Genomic DNA, 15,543 nt, shown 5'->3' on the forward strand with positions numbered 1-15,543 from the left:
CTTCGCACGGCCTCTACTGAAACTATCAGGGCGGTCGACCCAGTGGGTCGCGCCTGTGGACTTGATAGTCTCGGTTCGCCTGTTCTGTGCGGACCACGTCCGTCAAGCCTCGAGGAGTTCCACTGTGACCAACCCGCTCGCCCCCGGTTCGCTCGACGGCCGCGTCGCTCTCGTCACCGGCTCCTCGCGAGGAATCGGTGCCGACACCGCCCGCTACCTCGCGGCCGCCGGGGCATCCGTCGTCATCAACTACCGGAGCAAGGCTCCTCGCGCCGACAAGGTCGTCGCCGAGATCACCGAGGCGGGCGGCACCGCCATCGCCGTCGGCGCAGACCTCACCGACGCGGCATCCGTCGCCTCGATGTTCGAGCGCGCCGTCGCAGAGCTCGGGCCGATCGACATCCTCGTGCTGAATGCCTCCGGCGGCATGGAGACCGGCATGGGCGACGACTACGCGATGCGCCTGAACCGCGACGCGCAGGTCAACGTCGTCGAGGGCGCGCTGCCGCACCTCGCGCCCGGCGCCCGCATCGTGTTCGTCACGAGCCACCAGGCGCACTTCATCCGCACGACGCCGACGATGCCCGAGTACGAGGCCGTCGCCCGCTCGAAGCGCGCCGGCGAAGACGCGCTCCGCGCGAAGCTCCCCGAGCTCGAGGCCGCCGGGTTCGAGTTCGTGGTCGTCTCGGGCGACATGATCGAGGGCACCATCACGGCGACCCTGCTCGAGCGCGCGAACCCCGGTGCGATCGAGGCCCGCAAGCAGGACGCCGGCCGGCTGTTCAACGTCGCCGAGTTCGCCGCAGAGGTCGCGTCGGCCGCGGTCGAGCCGGTGCCGGCCGAGAACACGCGCTACGTCGGCGACACCTCGGGCTTCTCTCGCGAGGGCGATGCCTGATCCGATGGTCCTCCGTCTCGGCCACTCGGCCTGAGACGGCGAAAGCCCGCCGAAGCGATTGCTTCGGCGGGCTTTCTCGTTCGTCGGTTCAGGACGCGGCAGGCGTGACGCCGCGTCCGAAGGTGAACGCTCGCACGATCTGCACGATGCCGAGCACGATGAGGGCGATGCCCGCGACGATGAAGAGGACGACGGCGCCCCACAGCGGCGAGAAGAGCAGCACGATACCGGCGAGGATGCTCAGGATGCCGAAGAAGATCGTCCACCCCCTCGAACCTGCGTCACCCGACTGGGCCAGCGCCACGATGCCCTCGACGATCCACAGGATGCCGACGAGGATGCCGAGGAAGATGCCGAGGAAGACGGCCGACTCGCTCGGGTTGGCGAGCACGATGATGCCGCCGATCACGAACAGCAGTCCGAGGATGATGTCGAGCGTGCGTGCGCCGCCCGAGATTCCCTTCGAGAAGATGCCGAGACCGAGATAGGCGATGCCGGCGATCAGGAAGTAGATGCCGAACAGCACCGTGATCACGACGGCGGATCTCTCGGGCCAGAAGGTGATGAGGAGGCCGAAGATGAGTGCGACGGCGCCGCTGATGCCGAGCGTCGCGCGGATGGTGTTGATCGCCGACTTCGTGAGTGACGATGCGTCGAGCGAGAATGACGCGAAGACCCCGGTGGGCTGCGACGTAGACATGATGGGTCCCTTCCGGCGGCGGGTGCCGCGCAAGGGTCAGGCTATGGCCGCCGGTCGCCTGAGTGTCGGATGTGAATCCGCGAGTCTTCGGATGTCGCGGAGTGACCGTGTGGTCGCATTGATGCCCCGATCCGGTGGGAAAAGGGTCGAGATGCGGCCGGGATGCCAGTATCGGAGCATGACGGAGGAGCTGCTGAGCGGCGGGAACATGGACGTCGTCGTGCGCGTCGGCGACACGGTGCGCAGGGTGGCCGGCGAGTGGACGCCGTCGGTGCATGCGTGGCTCCGGGCGATCAGGGCGAGCGGCGTCGAGGAGGTGCCCGTGCCGCGGGGGAGCGACGCCGAGGGCAGGGAGGTGCTCAGCTACCTCCCAGGTTCCACGCTCGATCGCGCCGAGCCCGCCGTGCTGTGGTCACCCGACGTGCTCGAGCAGGCCGCACGGCTGTTGCGACGGATCCACGATGCCGAGCCGTCGCCCGACGCGGCATCCGGTGTCTGGCGTACGAAGCGGCACGACCCGGTCGAGGTGATCTGCCACAACGACTTCGCACCGTACAACCTGCTGGTCGAGGGCGGACGCCTGGTCGGCGTCATCGACTTCGACATGGCCTCGCCCGGGCCGCGAATCTGGGATCTCGCGTACCTCGCGTATCGTCTCGTCCCCTTCGCCGAGGACGCCGAAGGTTTCGACGACCTCGAGACGAACGGCGGCGAGTCGCGGATGACGCGGCTGAACCGTGTGATCGCTGCCTACGGCACCCCGTACGCGGCATCCGCCGTACTGGCGATCGCCGCGGAACGTCTCGACGAACTCGCCGCGTTCACTGGCGCTCGCGCGGCCGAGACCGGGCGATCCGACCTCCGAGCGCATGCCGCGATGTATCGGCGCGATGCCGAGCACCTCCGTCGCCTGCTCACCGGGCGCGAGGGATGATGGCGGCGACCGTGCTCGCGCTGCCGTTTCGCGGAACGTGGATGGCGCAGAACAGTCCGGCCCGACGGGTGCCGAGCCACGGCGTCGACCTCTTCGGCGAGCGATACGCGATCGACTTCGTCGCGGTCGATCGGCGTCGTCGCACGGCCGATCGACGCGACTGGCGGACCATCTTCGCCACCGAGCCGCCTGAGCGGTTCCGCGGATTCGGGCTCCCCATCCTCGCGCCGGCCGATGGGGTCGTCGTCGCCGTGCACGACGGCGAACCCGACCACGACGGCCGGAGGTCGCAGCTCGCGCTGGTGCCGTACGCGCTCGGCCAAGCAGGCCGGCTGCGACAGGGCGTGCACGCGATCGCGGGCAACACCGTGACCATCGAGTTGCGCGGCCGTGCGGCGTTCGTCTCGCTCGCGCACCTGCGTCTCGGTTCGATCCGCGTCACTGCGGGCGACGCGGTCGCGGTGGGTCAGCCGATCGCCGAGTGCGGCAACTCCGGCAATTCGACAGAGCCGCATGTGCACCTGCAGGTGATGGACCGGGCCGACCCGGCGCACGCCGAAGGTCTGCCGTTGGCGTTCCGGTCGTTCACGGAGTGGCGACCGGGTTCGGCCCCGCCGTCGACGGTCGATTCAGGCATCCCCGGCGAGGGTTCGATCGTGGAACCGACCGGCTGATCCGCGCAGGAATCGAGAAGCGGCGGCGCCGACGGGCGGCTAGCGTGACGCCATGGACATCACGATTCACTCGAGTTTCCTGCCGCACACCGACCCGGATGCATCCGTCGCCTTCTATCGCGACGCCCTCGGGTTCGAGGTGCGCAGCGACGTCGAGTTCGAGGGCATGCGCTGGATCACCGTCGGCGCCCCCGATCAACCCGAGACCTCCATCGTGCTGGAACCGCCGGCGGCCGACCCCGGTGTCACCGACGCCGAACGCGACCTCATCATCGAGATGATGGCGAAGGGCACGTACTCCGGAATCCTGCTCGCGACGACGGATCTCGATGCCGCGTTCGCGCGACTCCGTGCAGTGGGCGCCGAGATCGTTCAGGAGCCCATCGAACAGGGGTGGGGTGTTCGCGATTGCGCGGTGCGCGACCCCGCGGGCAACATGATCCGCATCCAGGAGACGCGCTGAACGGCGCGTGCCTCTGTTACTTCGACGCGGCGACGGCGCGATCGAGCGCGGCGCGGATGTCGTCGGGCGAGGTCAGGGGAACCAGCTCATCGCCGATGAAGATCGTCGGGGTGCCTTCCGCACCGAGTGCCACGGCGGCATCGAAGTCGAACTGCACGCGGGCTTCGGTCGCGGGGTCGGCGACGGCCTCGTCGTAGGCCGCCATGTCGAGCCCGAGGTCGGAGGCGTACTGACGGAAGACGTCGGCCTTCGAGACCTGCTGCTCGCCCCACTCGGCCTGCGTCTCGAACATGCGGTCGTACATCTCCTCGAACTTGCCCTGCTGGGCCGCGGCCTCGACGGCGATGGCGGCGGTGCGCGAGTTCACGTGTCCCGGCATCGGGAAGTACCGGGTCACGAAGGTCACCTCGCCGGCGTAGTCGGCACGGAGTTCTTCGACGAACGGGTAGACGGCTCCGCACACCTCGCACTCGAAGTCGAGGAACTCGGTGAACGTGACCGTGCTGCCCTCGGCGACATCGAGTCGGTGGCTGTTCTCGGCGACGACCGGCGTGGTCGAGGCGGCAGCGCCGGGCGGCGCAGCGGGAGCCTGGTTCGCCGTGACGGCGAAGACGATGCCCACGGCGGCGATCACGAGCCCCCCGATCACGGCGAGCTGGATCTTCGTACTGTTCTTCATCGCCACGGGGGAAGCGCCTCTCGAGCCGTGCAGGGCGGATGCCTCGGGGAGGGGTGGTCTCCGAGGCATCCGTTGGTCTCGATACAGCGTACGGGCGTTCCCTCCGCGATGCTCTCAGTCTTCGGGGATGGCGCGTCCGAACGTCTCGAGGGTGATGACCTCGGGCTCGGGGCCGCCGCGCACCCCGGTGTCGAGCGCGTCGATCGCGGCCAGCTCGTCGCTCGTCAACTCGAAGTCGAAGACGTCGAAGTTCTCGGCGATCCGCTCGGGTCGCACGGACTTCGGGATCGCGGAGCGGCCCTGCTGCAGGTGCCAGCGCAGCATCACCTGGGCCGCCGTCTTGCCGTGCTGCTCGCCGATGCCGACGATGACCGGGTCGTTGAAGGTGCTGCGGCTCGAGTCTCCGCGGTACGAGGTGATGCCGCCGATCGGCGACCACGCCTGGGTGAGGATGCCGTGCTCGGCGTCGGCGGCCCGCACACCCGGCTGACTGAAGTACGGGTGCACCTCGACCTGGTTCACCGCCGGCACGACCTCGGTGCGCTCGAGCAGGGTCGCGAGGTGGTCGGGCATGAAGTTGCTGACGCCGATGGCGCGCACCCGGCCGTCGGCGAGCAGTCGCTCGAGCGCGCGATAGGCCCCGACCGTCGCGTCGAACGCGCTCGGCAACGCCTGGTGGAGGATGAGCAGATCGATCGTCTCGACGCCGAGCTTGCGGGCGCTCTTCTCGAAGGCGTGCAGGGTCTCGTCGTAGCCGTAGTCGCTGATCCAGACCTTGGTCTCGATGAAGACGTCGTCGCGCGCGAGTCCGGAGGCCCGGATGGCGTCGCCGACCCCGCGTTCGTTCCCGTATGCGGCCGCCGTGTCGATGAGGCGATAGCCCGTCTCGAGGGCGGTCTCGACGGCCTGCGTCGTGACCTCGGGAGGGGTCTGGAAGACGCCGAAGCCGAGCGCCGGCATCGTGACGCCGTTGTTGAGGGTGACAGTCGTGGAAGTCATGACTCCATCTGATCGCATCCAGTGTCGCTGCGGGAGTCCCCGACGAGACGAGTATCAGCAGTACCTGTCTTGCCGCGACGCACCGGCCTACCCTCGAGACATGGACAATCGCAGCGAGGTGCGCGAGTTCCTGCGTACGCGACGCGCCCGCATCACGCCGGAGCAGGCCGGTCTGCCCGCCTACGGCGGCAATCGCCGGGTACCGGGACTGCGCCGCGAGGAGGTGGCGATGCTCGCCGGTGTCAGTGTCGACTACTACACGCGTCTCGAGCGCGGCACGCTGACCGGGGCATCCGACACCGTGCTCGAAGCCCTCGCCAGGGCGCTGCAGCTCGACGACGCCGAGTCCGCCCATCTGTTCGACCTCGCTCGCGCCGCCAATGCCTCGCCGACTGCCAGGCGCCCGCGCACCAAGGCGGGCGAGGTTCGCCCGACCCTGCAGCGCGTGCTGGATGCGATCACCGAGGCGCCCGCGATCATCAGCACCACCCGCACCGACTACCTCGCGGCGAATCCGCTCGGCCGGGCCCTCTACTCCGTGGTCTTCGCAGCTCCGCAGCCGAACGGCGCGAGATTCGCCTTCCTCGATCCGGCCGCCGCGGACTTCTATCCCGACTGGGATCGCGTCACTCAGGACGTCGTCGCGGCGCTGCGCGGTGAGGCCGGTCGCAACCCCTACGACAAGCGACTCACCGATCTCGTGGGGGAGCTCTCGACGCGCAGCGAACGGTTCCGCACGCTCTGGGCGGCCCACAACGTGCGCCACCATCGCACCGGTGTCAAACGTCTCCACCATCCCGTCGTCGGCGCGATCGAGTTGAGCTTCGAGGCGATGGACCTGCCTGCGGACCCCGGGTTGAAGCTCTCGGTCTTCACCGCCGAGCCGGGCTCGACGTCGGCCGACGCGCTGAAGCTGTTGTCGAGCTGGGCTGCGACAGCGGATGCCGCGGCGGAGGCCGCTCGGGTCGACGACGCCTGAGGGGTCGACGACGCCTGAGGGCGGGGGCCACGAGAACCTCCGACGGAAGATCTCGTCGCGACACGTGTCGATCTCGACCGGTTTCGTTCGACGACTCAGTGAAGGCCGCCGCACGAGCGGCCGCTGAGGAGAGGAACCATCATGCAGTACTTCCTGACCGTCCCGCATGACACCGCAGACGAGCCGACGATGGCGTCGATGCAGGAGTTCGACCCGGCCGAGTTCGAGGCCATGATGGCGGCAGTCGGCGCCTTCAACGCTGCCCTCGAGGAGGCGGGCGCGCTCCGCTTCGCCGGCGGCTTGCAGCCGCCCTCGACGGCGAAGACCGTGGATGTCTCCGGGGGAGCGACGACCGTCGTCGACGGCCCGTTCGTCGAATCGGAATCGTACGTGGGCGGATTCTGGGTGATCGAGGCCGGCGATGAAGACGACGCCGTGCGGTGGGCGTCGTTGGCGGCGAAGGCGCTGGGGGGTCGCATCGAGGTGCGCGCCCTGCAGGAGGCACCAGGGGAGTGACCCGCGGTCGGCCCGCGCCTCCACGACGGCGAGCGGCTATCGTGTTGCGTATGCGAGACGAGGATGACTCGGCACCAGCGGCTGAGCGGATCACGAGGGAGTCCGAGCCGCCCTACCAGGCGCTGCTTCCGAACCTCGACCGCGTGTCGCGTTCGTCCTTCGCTGCGGGCACGGTGAGCCGTCGACGGATCGATCGAGCGTTGCTCGTCCTCGCCCTGGTCGCGCTGGCGATCGCGGCCGCCGTTGTCGTGCCACAGCTCGTCGGTGGTTGACGCCGTCGGCGACGTCGCTGCGTTTCGAGAGGGTTCCCCGATGGACTCGCGTTTCGTTGTTCGGCCCGCCCGAGTCGAGGACGTCCCCGCCATGGCCCGCATGCTCGTCGCATCATGGCGTGAGACGTATCGCGGCGCGATGCCCGATCGCGTGCTCGACGATCCAGGGCTCGTCGAGGCTCGCGAACGCTTCTGGACCGCCGCCCTCGTCGATGAGCGCTACCGTGCGAACCGGGTCGCGTTGGCCGAACGGGAGGGAATCGTCATCGGGGTCGCGATGGCCGGCCCGCCGGAAGACCCGGCGCCCGAATGGAGTACGCACCTCTACGTGCTGTACGTCCTCGCGTCCGAACACGGCACCGGCGCCGGCGCGGCGCTGCTCGACGCCGTCATCGAGAACGACGACGAGTCGGTCGCCCTGTGGGTTTCCGATCCCAACCCGCGGGCGCAGGCGTTCTATCGGAAGCACGGCTTCCGTGCCGACGGCACGGTGCAGAGCGTGCAGGGCGTCCGAACGATCCGAATGGTGCGAATCCGTTCGAGGGAGTCGGGCTGAAGAGTCGCCGGCCTGAAAGAACCGACGCACCTACTGAAGGGCCGAGGTCTGCAGCGGATGGACGAGACCTAGTAGCGCTCCCGAGGGTTGCGCGTGAGCCGTTCTGACTGGTCGATCGCGTGCTGGCGAGCGACCTCGGCATCCGGCTGCACCGCGGTGCTGCTCGGGGTCTTGCTGCGTCGCCGCTTCAGCCAGGCTGCGATGAATCCGCCTCCGACGAGCAGGACTGCGACAACACCGAGCGTCAGCCAGCCGCTCGCGTCCATGTCAAGAGGAAGGTCGCTCATGGCGGCAGTCTAGGTCTCCTGCGATCCGTTCAATCGGCAACCACGACGCGATGGCCTCCAGACGAACCGGCAATCTCGTCCCGAACGAGGAGGATGCGCGGGGGAGTGCAGGCGCGATCACCCCAAGGCGATGCGCTTCCGCAACGTCTCCGCCAACGACGCCACGTCGACCGAAGTCGTCGTCTCAACCGGCACAACCGGGAGGCCGGTGATCGGTACGGCGGACGAGCTCAGCGCCTCCCACTCTGAAAGGCGCCCAGCGTCGGAATGCGCAGCATGGCGATCCCGCGTGAGGAACCGTTCTCGAGCGATGTCAAGCGAAGTATGGCACCAGACTTCGACGCCGCGCGGGGCGCCGAGCGCGTTGTAACCGCTGCGAAAGAAGGAGTTGTCGCGACCTGCCGCCCAGAAGGACTCGACGATGACCGTTCCGCTGAGCATCCCGGCTATCGCCCAGGCGTTCTCAGCGGCGACTGCTCCGAGCCGCGACGTCGGCAAGGGAACGTTGATCGCATCGCTGAGCGCTTCTTTGATCGAATCCTTCGCGACCAAGGGAACCGCGAGTTCTCGTGCCAGGGGACCGGTCAGGGTCGTCTTGCCCGCGCCCGGGATGCCGTTGACCACGATCAGGAAGTCGATCACGATCTGAGACTAGATGCTGCGATCTCGCTGCCGGCAGCTCTCCACTCGAGCCCTTGTGTTCGGAGGCGTCGTGTTCTCGAGTAGACCGCCTGATCGGCTGCTGCACTTGGCGTTCGACGGAGCCTCGTCGGGCCAGCAGAATGACTGTTGTGAACAGCGACGGCGAGTGGTGGGACGTTGTGGACGTCGACGGCGTACTGACGGGGGAGACCTTCCGCAGGGGTGCGTCCAATTGGCCGGCTGGGCGCTTCCATTTGATCGTCGCAGTCTGCGTGCAGCGCGAGGACGGAGCTGTCCTCCTCACGCAGCGTGCAGCGGACAAGAAGGAATTCCCGCTCTCGTGGGAATTCCCCGGTGGCAGTGCGTTGGTCGGCGAATCGAGCCGAGTAGCCGCGAATCGCGAACTGCTTGAGGAAACGGCCCTTGACGTACCCGCGGATTCGCTCGAGCTGATCGGTCGTTTCGTTGAGGCGTCGGCTCTGCTCGACTTCTATGTCGCCAGTGAGCCGGCCGAAGCGGACCTGATACTGCAGGCGAGCGAAGTGGCAGCGGCTGAATGGGTCCCAGTTCACGAAGTAGAACGCCGGGCAAACGCCGGTGCGATGGCCGTCCCGTGGTCAGCACGTCTGGACGCCCTCTGGCCTCGCGCCGTACGGTCGCTCAGGGACACCCTCTGAGCGTTGTCGCATCAGTATTGGACGACACCTTGTGATTGGACGACACCTTTGTGCTCAACATTCCGGGGGAGTGGCATCCGTAACGATAGAGAGAACGATCGGTCCTCGTTTCGGCAAAGCGAGTTCTCCACGAGTTGGTACGTGCTTCCGGCCGGAATGATAGAGGGCATGTCAGTTGATCGCTCTTACATCCGAGTGAAGGCCATGCTCGTCTCACCGAACGACGACGGCTCTCGCCACCTCGTCAGCAGGAACGCTCCGACCAGCGAGAATCCGCTGGGCTTTCACCGGCTGATCGGCGGCAGTGTCGAGCTGGGGGAGACGCACCAGGAAGCGATTATCCGCGAGGTGCACGAGGAGCTTGGAGCCCGCATCCTCGACCTCACCCATCTGGGCATGGTCGAGAGCATCTTTCGCTACAACGGCGAACTCGGACACGAGATCGTCGCTCTCTACTCTGGCAGGTTGGAGCCAGCGCCAGCGGATGAGGGCGGGACGCTCACCGAGTCGGATGGCTCAGTGGTTCCTGTTGTTTGGCGACCATTCGATGACGCCGACATCACGGTACCGCTGTACCCGGCAGGGGCACGCAATTGGATTCGCAGCTCGCTCACCTAAGCCGTCGCATCGTGCGAGGCCTGCAGGATTGCCGGTGCAACTCGACCTTTTGCCGGTGGAGGCTTGATTCCAACTCGTGAATTGCCTACGCCGATAATGCACATTATGTCGGAATAAAGCGGGCAAAGGTCAGATTCGGCGCTTCGTTGAAGCCTGCGCAACTCCCCTACGGGTTTCAGGAGCGATGCCCACGAATCATCTCGACCCGAGAGAGAATCACACCTGACCGACCACAACCCGATGCATCACCCCGCGAGCCGCCGCGTACGCGACCTCGTCTACGAGACGCTCGCCGCTGAGGGCCGCGCACCGTCCGTCGGGGAACTCGCCCGCATGACCGGCAGCTCGACCGCCCGGGTCCAGGGGCTGCTCACGGAGCTGGCCGACGCACACGCACTCGTCCTGAGCGCCGAGGGCGACCGGATTCGGATGGCCCACCCGTTCACCGCCGCCCCGATGGCATTCGTCCTGACCCCGGTCGACGGCCACGACGACCGCCGCTGGTGGGGCGGCTGCGCCTGGGATTCCTTCGGCATCAGCGCGGCGCTGAAGCTCGACGTGCGCATCGACACTGCCTGCCCACAGTGCGGCGAGCACATCTCGGTCCACGCCGGCCCCGAGACGGCGCCAGAGGGCGAGCTCGCCGTCCGATTCCCGAGGCCCGCGGCCCAGTGGTGGGAAGACGTCGTCGCCACCTGCACGATGATCCGGCTGTTCTGCTCCCGCGAGCACGCCGAGCTGTGGACAAACGAGCACTCGCCCGGCAACGGCTACATCGCCGACGCCCGCACCGTATGGGACCTCGCGCAGGCTTGGTACGGAGACCGCATCGAACCAGACTTCGAGCCACACACCCGCGAGCACAACCAACGGCTGCTGGAAGAGCGTGGCCTCACCGGCGAATTCTGGCAGCTGCCCTGAGTGCGCTGAACCACAAGCCTTGTTGAAGTTCAGTGAAGCGACTTCACCATCGAAGAATCCCCGATCGACTGAAACTGCAGGCTCATCCGAGTTCGAGGACGTACTCCGTCTCGGAATCCGCGAACTGCACAACTACAGTCACCGGCCGCTTGTTCACTGAGGACGGGAGTTCGAACACGTGCGTCGTTGCCGCCATGTCTGCTGTGCATGGGTCGTGCGGCGATGGGCCGAACTCGACCCGCACTTCGTCCGTGTCGAGGACCTGCAGCTCGCTTGCGACGGATGGGCAGCTGCTGCTGCCGACCGTGATCACCCCGAACGCAGCTTCACTCACCCAGCCGACAACCGGGTGACCGTCAGGGAGGTCCGGACCAGGTCCCTCCCAGCCATCGGGCATCCCCCTCACGACACGATCGGCTTGGGACTCGTCGCCGATGCCGCTGCCTGGCGCGTCGGCGGCGCAGCCCGCGATCGTCAACATCACAGCGAGCATTGTGCCGCCCACTCTCACCCGTGTCAGCCTTCGAGTACTACCGCGGTCCGAACCAGATGCCTTCATATTGTGTTGGTGTCTCGAAGCGGGCCTTGTTCGACAGCCGAGATTGTTTCGTTATCGACTCGATGCAGCGATCGCTACCATCGCCGGGCAGCGCTCGATGAATCGGTCGCCCGAACCGTGCCCCGCAGCATCTCCCCCAGCGGCAAGAAGATGCCGTTTGCCAGCTCATCGAACCTGCCGATCCGACCCTTCAGCGGGCGTTCCGGAAGGACATGGTGACCAGAGCGAGCACGTCTGCGGTGCTGCTTTCCATTGCCGTCGGCACCCATTTCTCCGGCCAGACTCGTCCGTGGCTCACCCACGCCGTCGCCAGACCTGCTGCCCGCGCTCCTCCAATGTCGGCCTGGACATGGTCGCCGACCATCCACGCGACTCCGTCGGCCCCTGCGATTTCGCGTGCAGCCGCGAAGATTCGTGCGTCAGGTTTCTTGAAACCGAGCTCGCCCGAAATGGCACTCCCAGTCACGATTTCAGCGAGCCCCGTGCGCCGGAGTTTCATCCGCTGCTGTTCGGATTCTCCGTTGGTCACGATCACGAGGCGTTCACCGATTGCCGCCAGCGCATCGAGCTGCGCCAAGACGCCGGGATAGCACTCGATGTAGTCGACGTGCTCATAGAGCAGTCGCCTTACAAGACCATCGACATCGGAAGCATCGGGCATCAACCTGTCGAGGATCATCCCCGCCAGCTCAGCGCGCGGAGTGTATCCGTGTGCGTCAGCTTGAATGAGCCATTCGACATCCGACGCATCCCCACCCCACGACGCGATCGCGGCGTTCACCCAACGCGAGAATGCGGCGTCTCGATCCACGAGCGTGTTGTCAAGGTCAAGAAATACGGGCACGGATGGATCCTATGAGGCCACCGATTTCCGACCCCACTGGCCCCTGCCGGGGAAGGCGGCCCTCCCCCAGTGCTTCTCTTCGCCGCTCGCGGGCGATCGTCCTTCCGTTGGCCATCGCGTCGGGTGGCTTGTCCTTGTGCGGTGGCTCTTCTTCAGCGATGTGATGGATGATCCCTCGTTGTTCTACCTCTTCCACCGGCGCTTGCGACTGGCGGGCGTAGGTTGGCCTGCATGAGCATCGTTGGACCACTCGGTCATGTCGTCGAGAACGCCACGCGCGCTGATGCGTTGGAGGTTGCGCGGCAATTCCTGGCCGAGGCTCACCCCCTTGCGTCGGCCGCAGTCCTCGCGGGAAGCGTCGCGGCGGGCACCTCAACGTCGACCTCCGATCTCGACATCGCGATCTACTACACGGATCGGACCGCCAACGCTGCGGTGACGCTCGAGTACGCCGGTTGGCTGATCGAAACCTTCCTCTACGATCCGACGTCGCTGACCGAGTGGTTCGATCGTGAGGCTCTGCAGCGTCGCCCGGTGGCCATCGACATGTGGGCGCGAGGAGTTCCAGTCGTGGGATCCGACACCCTGGCCGAGGTTCAACAGGGTGCTCGTTCGCGACTAGATCTGGGCCCCGAATCTCTGAGTGACTCCGAGTCGGCCGAGCTGCGATATCAGCTCACCGCGGCGGTCGATGATCTTGCAGGCGTGAGTGACGCCGCTGAGGAGTACGCAATCGCATCGCGTGTCTTCGAGAACACTGCCTGCCTCCTGTTGATGACGAACGGTCAGTGGGTGGGCTTCGGAAAGTGGCTGATTCGACGGCTGCAGCAGTTCGACGATGCGGACGCGCATGCGCTCGTCGAGTGGGCGCGAGACCCGCATCGCACCACAGGAACGCTGGTGCGACTCGCCGAACATGTACTCGATCGCGCGGGCGGACGGTTGCAGGCTGGTCATACGCGCGGCGCTCCCTGAACACCGATCGGGACGTCATCGATCGGAGCAGAGTTGGTCATCCACGAATGATGGTCGACCAGGGTGCCGCGACTACGTTGGCCGTGCCCGCCGTTCGACGATGAAGGCCTCCTTGCCGTCTACGTAGGCGATCCGGTCATCAGGATGCTGGATGGACAGATTGACCTTGAGCTCCCGGTACGCATCTCGTTCAGACGGGTGAGCTCGCAGGAAATCACGGAAGCCGATGTAGTACTGCCATTCTCGTGACCCGTGCTCCAATACATGGAGATTTGCGAGCCGGATCATCGGCTGGAGCTCATAGCCGTACATGCGATCCGGACGAACGTCGTTCGCGTCACCACGGAACACGAACCCGAGTTCGGTGAGCCAGTCATGAACCTCGGCATACACGTCGCTAAGCCGGATAGGTTGACGAACCCCAATTCCGATATCCAGGATCGGCTTCGCCGCCAGCCCAGGGACCGATGTCGATCCAATGTGCTCGATCGCAACGACCGCATTCGGCGCGTCGAATGCCATGGCCGCGCGAACATCATCAAACGTGCGCGCCCAAGTATCAGTTGCTGGCGTGATCTGTACGATGCCCCGAGGGAGCCCCAGGGCTGAACCTGCGAAGGCGATCGCTAGAGCACCGGCGTGAGACATCTCGCCAGACTAGTCCGGCGAGATGCTGTCGAGTCCCGCGTCGCACCTTTCAGATGGTAGCCACACCAGTTCGACCGCAATCACGGGGAATTCATTGTCGAGAAGCGCGACGGTGCAATACGCGTTGGCGGCGAGCCGCCCAAGAGCATTGCGATCCGTCCCGAGATCCGGCGGGTGCATGAGCGGCGCGCGGCGACTTCGATGAGGCGGACGGTTACTCGACAACGACGACGTAGGCGTCGTGGGAATCCGCCCAGTCGGTAGCCGCCGCGACCATCGCGTCTTGGTCGCTGGTGCCTGCTAGCCCGGTCCCGCCAGATTCGTCCACGGAGGAGACCGTGCCCCAAGCACCGAAGCCCAAGTAGACGATGACGACGGTGCGACCAAACTCGTTCGCATATGAAGTCGCCACCTCGCGGAGGCTTCTCATGCCCGCCATGGGCGCGAACTCGTCGTCGGTCTGTGCCTGAGCCGCGCCAGGCGCCGCATCGGCGATGATTTGGTCTATGACCGGCTGCGGGAGGGGCCGTCCGGGTGTCACGACAACGACGGTGCCATCGTGAAGGGTGATGTCGCGGGGTGCGTTCCTCGCGAGTACCTGCTTCTCGAACTCGGAAAGCTCGCCGTCCTCGTCCGTGTCCCCTTCGATCGCAGCGGAGGCGGCCGCGTTCGGGGTCGTCTGGGTCTCGGGCAGGAACGAGGCGTCCGCATTGGTGCAGCCGGTGAGCAGCGGGAGCATCAGCAGCGCGGTGAGGGCGACGCAGCCAGTCGGGGTCTTCATCATTCGGCGAATCTATCGCCCGACAGAGTGCAGATCGTGACCCTGTCGAAGGCTGGACGTATCCTCTCCCCCACTGTCGGTCATCTGAGCACTGTGATAGACAACCGGGATGTACGAGGTCCTCACGTTCGTTGATCAGCTACGACTGATCAACGAACGGTCGGCAGCCTTCCGCGCTGCAGTGGCCGCGGCACCCGATCTGGACGCTCAGATGCGGACCCATCCCGAACGGACACTGTTCGATCACGTGCGACACGTGGGCATGGGTCGCCGGAAGGCGGCCGCCATCGTCACCGCCGGACCCGCGGATGCTCCCCCGGATGAGTCCGCGTGGGGAGGCGGTATGGATACGTCTCGGGAGCGCGAGGAGCTCCTGGCCTGGTGGGTCGAGTCCATTGATCATCTGGAGAGCGTGCTGCGCGAGGCGGGTCCGGATCGTGGCTGCTGGACGTGGTGGGCGGACTCGCCGTCACCGCAAACCTCCGGGGCTTGGGCGCGACGCCAGCTCCACGAGATCGCGGTGCACACCTACGACGTCCAGCTCACCGTGGGTTCCCCGCAGCCGATACCGAGGAGGATCGCCCTCGACGGTTTCGACGACTGCCAGTACACGCTCTGCGCGACGACTGTCGCTTGGCCTCACGACCCCGCCATCGTCGACTACCACGCCACCGAGGGCCGCTCCTGGCGCCTCCGGCTGTCCCACGACGGCGCACAGGTCACCCACCGCAAGCCCACTGCCGGCGAGGACCTCGACACGACCGACGCCTCCGCCCGGGGCACGGCCAGCGACTTGGTCCTGTTCTTCTACGGCCGCATACCGCTGGAATCGTTGGAGTTCGACGGCGATCGTCGCATCTTCGATCAGCTCGCAGTCTGGGACCCATCCGTGTGACGGCCGACGACATGCGATCGCATGTA

General features: G+C 66.4%; 22 protein-coding genes. 13 read left to right on the forward strand and 9 right to left on the reverse strand.

Annotated elements, in window-relative coordinates:
* Nucleotides 1-124 precede the first annotated feature (124 nt).
* Nucleotides 125-898 carry an SDR family oxidoreductase gene (locus tag ACFTQE_RS01585; protein WP_376923416.1) on the forward strand — a complete coding sequence of 258 codons (774 nt, stop codon included), beginning with the start codon at nucleotides 125-127 and terminating at the stop codon, nucleotides 896-898.
* An 88-nt stretch (nucleotides 899-986) separates the two neighbouring features.
* Here ACFTQE_RS01585 and ACFTQE_RS01590 read toward each other — a convergent pair whose 3' ends face one another.
* The gene (locus ACFTQE_RS01590) at nucleotides 987-1,598 is read right to left on the reverse strand and encodes an HdeD family acid-resistance protein (protein ID WP_376923417.1); all 612 of its coding nucleotides are present in this window, start codon (nucleotides 1,596-1,598) and stop codon (nucleotides 987-989) included.
* 178 nt (nucleotides 1,599-1,776) lie between these two features.
* Between ACFTQE_RS01590 and ACFTQE_RS01595 the strand changes: the two genes are divergently transcribed.
* Genes ACFTQE_RS01595 through ACFTQE_RS01605 form a run of 3 tightly spaced genes read left to right on the forward strand, consistent with a single transcriptional unit; the run spans nucleotide 1,777 to nucleotide 3,669 of the window.
* Nucleotides 1,777-2,532: an aminoglycoside phosphotransferase family protein gene (locus ACFTQE_RS01595; protein ID WP_376923418.1), complete on the forward strand. Its 756-nt coding sequence runs from the start codon at nucleotides 1,777-1,779 to the stop codon at nucleotides 2,530-2,532.
* Nucleotides 2,533-2,573: 41 nt separating this feature from the next.
* Nucleotides 2,574-3,206 carry a M23 family metallopeptidase gene (locus ACFTQE_RS01600; protein ID WP_376923419.1) on the forward strand — a complete coding sequence of 211 codons (633 nt, stop codon included), beginning with the start codon at nucleotides 2,574-2,576 and terminating at the stop codon, nucleotides 3,204-3,206.
* 52 nt (nucleotides 3,207-3,258) lie between these two features.
* Nucleotides 3,259-3,669 carry a VOC family protein gene (locus ACFTQE_RS01605; RefSeq protein WP_376923420.1) on the forward strand — a complete coding sequence of 137 codons (411 nt, stop codon included), beginning with the start codon at nucleotides 3,259-3,261 and terminating at the stop codon, nucleotides 3,667-3,669.
* Between the two features lie 16 nt (nucleotides 3,670-3,685).
* Here ACFTQE_RS01605 and ACFTQE_RS01610 read toward each other — a convergent pair whose 3' ends face one another.
* The gene (locus ACFTQE_RS01610) at nucleotides 3,686-4,348 is read right to left on the reverse strand and encodes a DsbA family protein (RefSeq protein WP_376923421.1); all 663 of its coding nucleotides are present in this window, start codon (nucleotides 4,346-4,348) and stop codon (nucleotides 3,686-3,688) included.
* Nucleotides 4,349-4,462: 114 nt separating this feature from the next.
* Nucleotides 4,463-5,347 carry an aldo/keto reductase gene (locus tag ACFTQE_RS01615; RefSeq protein WP_376923422.1) on the reverse strand — a complete coding sequence of 295 codons (885 nt, stop codon included), beginning with the start codon at nucleotides 5,345-5,347 and terminating at the stop codon, nucleotides 4,463-4,465.
* A 100-nt stretch (nucleotides 5,348-5,447) separates the two neighbouring features.
* Here ACFTQE_RS01615 and ACFTQE_RS01620 point away from each other — a divergent pair, with 100 nt between their 5' ends.
* The 4 genes from ACFTQE_RS01620 to ACFTQE_RS01635 all read left to right on the forward strand — a co-directional run bounded on the left by ACFTQE_RS01620 (nucleotide 5,448) and on the right by ACFTQE_RS01635 (nucleotide 7,670).
* Nucleotides 5,448-6,326, forward strand: coding sequence for a helix-turn-helix domain-containing protein (locus ACFTQE_RS01620; RefSeq protein ID WP_376923423.1), 879 nt, complete (start codon nucleotides 5,448-5,450; stop codon nucleotides 6,324-6,326).
* Nucleotides 6,327-6,467: 141 nt separating this feature from the next.
* Nucleotides 6,468-6,842 (forward strand): YciI family protein, encoded by a 375-nt coding sequence (locus tag ACFTQE_RS01625; protein ID WP_376923424.1) that lies wholly within the window; start codon nucleotides 6,468-6,470, stop codon nucleotides 6,840-6,842.
* 50 nt (nucleotides 6,843-6,892) lie between these two features.
* On the forward strand, nucleotides 6,893-7,114 hold the full coding sequence (locus tag ACFTQE_RS01630) for a hypothetical protein (protein WP_376923425.1): 222 nt from the start codon (nucleotides 6,893-6,895) through the stop codon (nucleotides 7,112-7,114).
* 91 nt (nucleotides 7,115-7,205) lie between these two features.
* The gene (locus tag ACFTQE_RS01635) at nucleotides 7,206-7,670 is read left to right on the forward strand and encodes a GNAT family N-acetyltransferase (RefSeq protein ID WP_376923426.1); all 465 of its coding nucleotides are present in this window, start codon (nucleotides 7,206-7,208) and stop codon (nucleotides 7,668-7,670) included.
* Between the two features lie 68 nt (nucleotides 7,671-7,738).
* Here the strand turns inward: ACFTQE_RS01635 and ACFTQE_RS01640 are convergent, their stop codons facing one another.
* The gene (locus tag ACFTQE_RS01640; RefSeq protein WP_376923427.1) at nucleotides 7,739-7,957 is read right to left on the reverse strand and encodes a hypothetical protein; all 219 of its coding nucleotides are present in this window, start codon (nucleotides 7,955-7,957) and stop codon (nucleotides 7,739-7,741) included.
* Nucleotides 7,958-8,074: 117 nt separating this feature from the next.
* Complete coding sequence (locus tag ACFTQE_RS01645; RefSeq protein WP_376923428.1) at nucleotides 8,075-8,599, reverse strand: AAA family ATPase; 525 nt, start codon at nucleotides 8,597-8,599, stop codon at nucleotides 8,075-8,077.
* A 149-nt stretch (nucleotides 8,600-8,748) separates the two neighbouring features.
* Here ACFTQE_RS01645 and ACFTQE_RS01650 point away from each other — a divergent pair, with 149 nt between their 5' ends.
* The 3 genes from ACFTQE_RS01650 (at nucleotide 8,749) to ACFTQE_RS01660 (ending at nucleotide 10,815) form a co-directional block, all read left to right on the forward strand.
* Nucleotides 8,749-9,276 (forward strand): NUDIX domain-containing protein, encoded by a 528-nt coding sequence (locus ACFTQE_RS01650; protein WP_376923429.1) that lies wholly within the window; start codon nucleotides 8,749-8,751, stop codon nucleotides 9,274-9,276.
* Between the two features lie 168 nt (nucleotides 9,277-9,444).
* On the forward strand, nucleotides 9,445-9,894 hold the full coding sequence (locus ACFTQE_RS01655) for an NUDIX domain-containing protein (RefSeq protein WP_376923430.1): 450 nt from the start codon (nucleotides 9,445-9,447) through the stop codon (nucleotides 9,892-9,894).
* Between the two features lie 240 nt (nucleotides 9,895-10,134).
* Nucleotides 10,135-10,815 (forward strand): alkylmercury lyase family protein, encoded by a 681-nt coding sequence (locus ACFTQE_RS01660; protein WP_376923431.1) that lies wholly within the window; start codon nucleotides 10,135-10,137, stop codon nucleotides 10,813-10,815.
* An 82-nt stretch (nucleotides 10,816-10,897) separates the two neighbouring features.
* On the opposite strand, the gene ACFTQE_RS01665 is transcribed toward ACFTQE_RS01660, so the two are convergent.
* Nucleotides 10,898-11,299: a hypothetical protein gene (locus ACFTQE_RS01665; protein ID WP_376923432.1), complete on the reverse strand. Its 402-nt coding sequence runs from the start codon at nucleotides 11,297-11,299 to the stop codon at nucleotides 10,898-10,900.
* 265 nt (nucleotides 11,300-11,564) lie between these two features.
* Entirely contained in the window at nucleotides 11,565-12,218 is a 654-nt protein-coding gene (locus ACFTQE_RS01670; RefSeq protein ID WP_376923433.1) for an HAD family hydrolase, read from the reverse strand.
* Between the two features lie 231 nt (nucleotides 12,219-12,449).
* On the opposite strand from ACFTQE_RS01670, the gene ACFTQE_RS01675 reads away from it, so the two are divergent.
* Nucleotides 12,450-13,193: a nucleotidyltransferase domain-containing protein gene (locus ACFTQE_RS01675; protein ID WP_376923434.1), complete on the forward strand. Its 744-nt coding sequence runs from the start codon at nucleotides 12,450-12,452 to the stop codon at nucleotides 13,191-13,193.
* Nucleotides 13,194-13,265: 72 nt separating this feature from the next.
* Here ACFTQE_RS01675 and ACFTQE_RS01680 read toward each other — a convergent pair whose 3' ends face one another.
* Nucleotides 13,266-13,841 (reverse strand): GrpB family protein, encoded by a 576-nt coding sequence (locus ACFTQE_RS01680; protein WP_376923435.1) that lies wholly within the window; start codon nucleotides 13,839-13,841, stop codon nucleotides 13,266-13,268.
* 214 nt (nucleotides 13,842-14,055) lie between these two features.
* Complete coding sequence (locus ACFTQE_RS01685; RefSeq protein WP_376923436.1) at nucleotides 14,056-14,625, reverse strand: hypothetical protein; 570 nt, start codon at nucleotides 14,623-14,625, stop codon at nucleotides 14,056-14,058.
* A 106-nt stretch (nucleotides 14,626-14,731) separates the two neighbouring features.
* Here ACFTQE_RS01685 and ACFTQE_RS01690 point away from each other — a divergent pair, with 106 nt between their 5' ends.
* Nucleotides 14,732-15,517: a maleylpyruvate isomerase N-terminal domain-containing protein gene (locus tag ACFTQE_RS01690; protein ID WP_376923437.1), complete on the forward strand. Its 786-nt coding sequence runs from the start codon at nucleotides 14,732-14,734 to the stop codon at nucleotides 15,515-15,517.
* Nucleotides 15,518-15,543 lie beyond the last annotated feature (26 nt).

This window comes from Agromyces sp. NPDC056965 (genome assembly GCF_042673425.1).
Lineage (GTDB): Bacteria > Actinomycetota > Actinomycetes > Actinomycetales > Microbacteriaceae > Agromyces.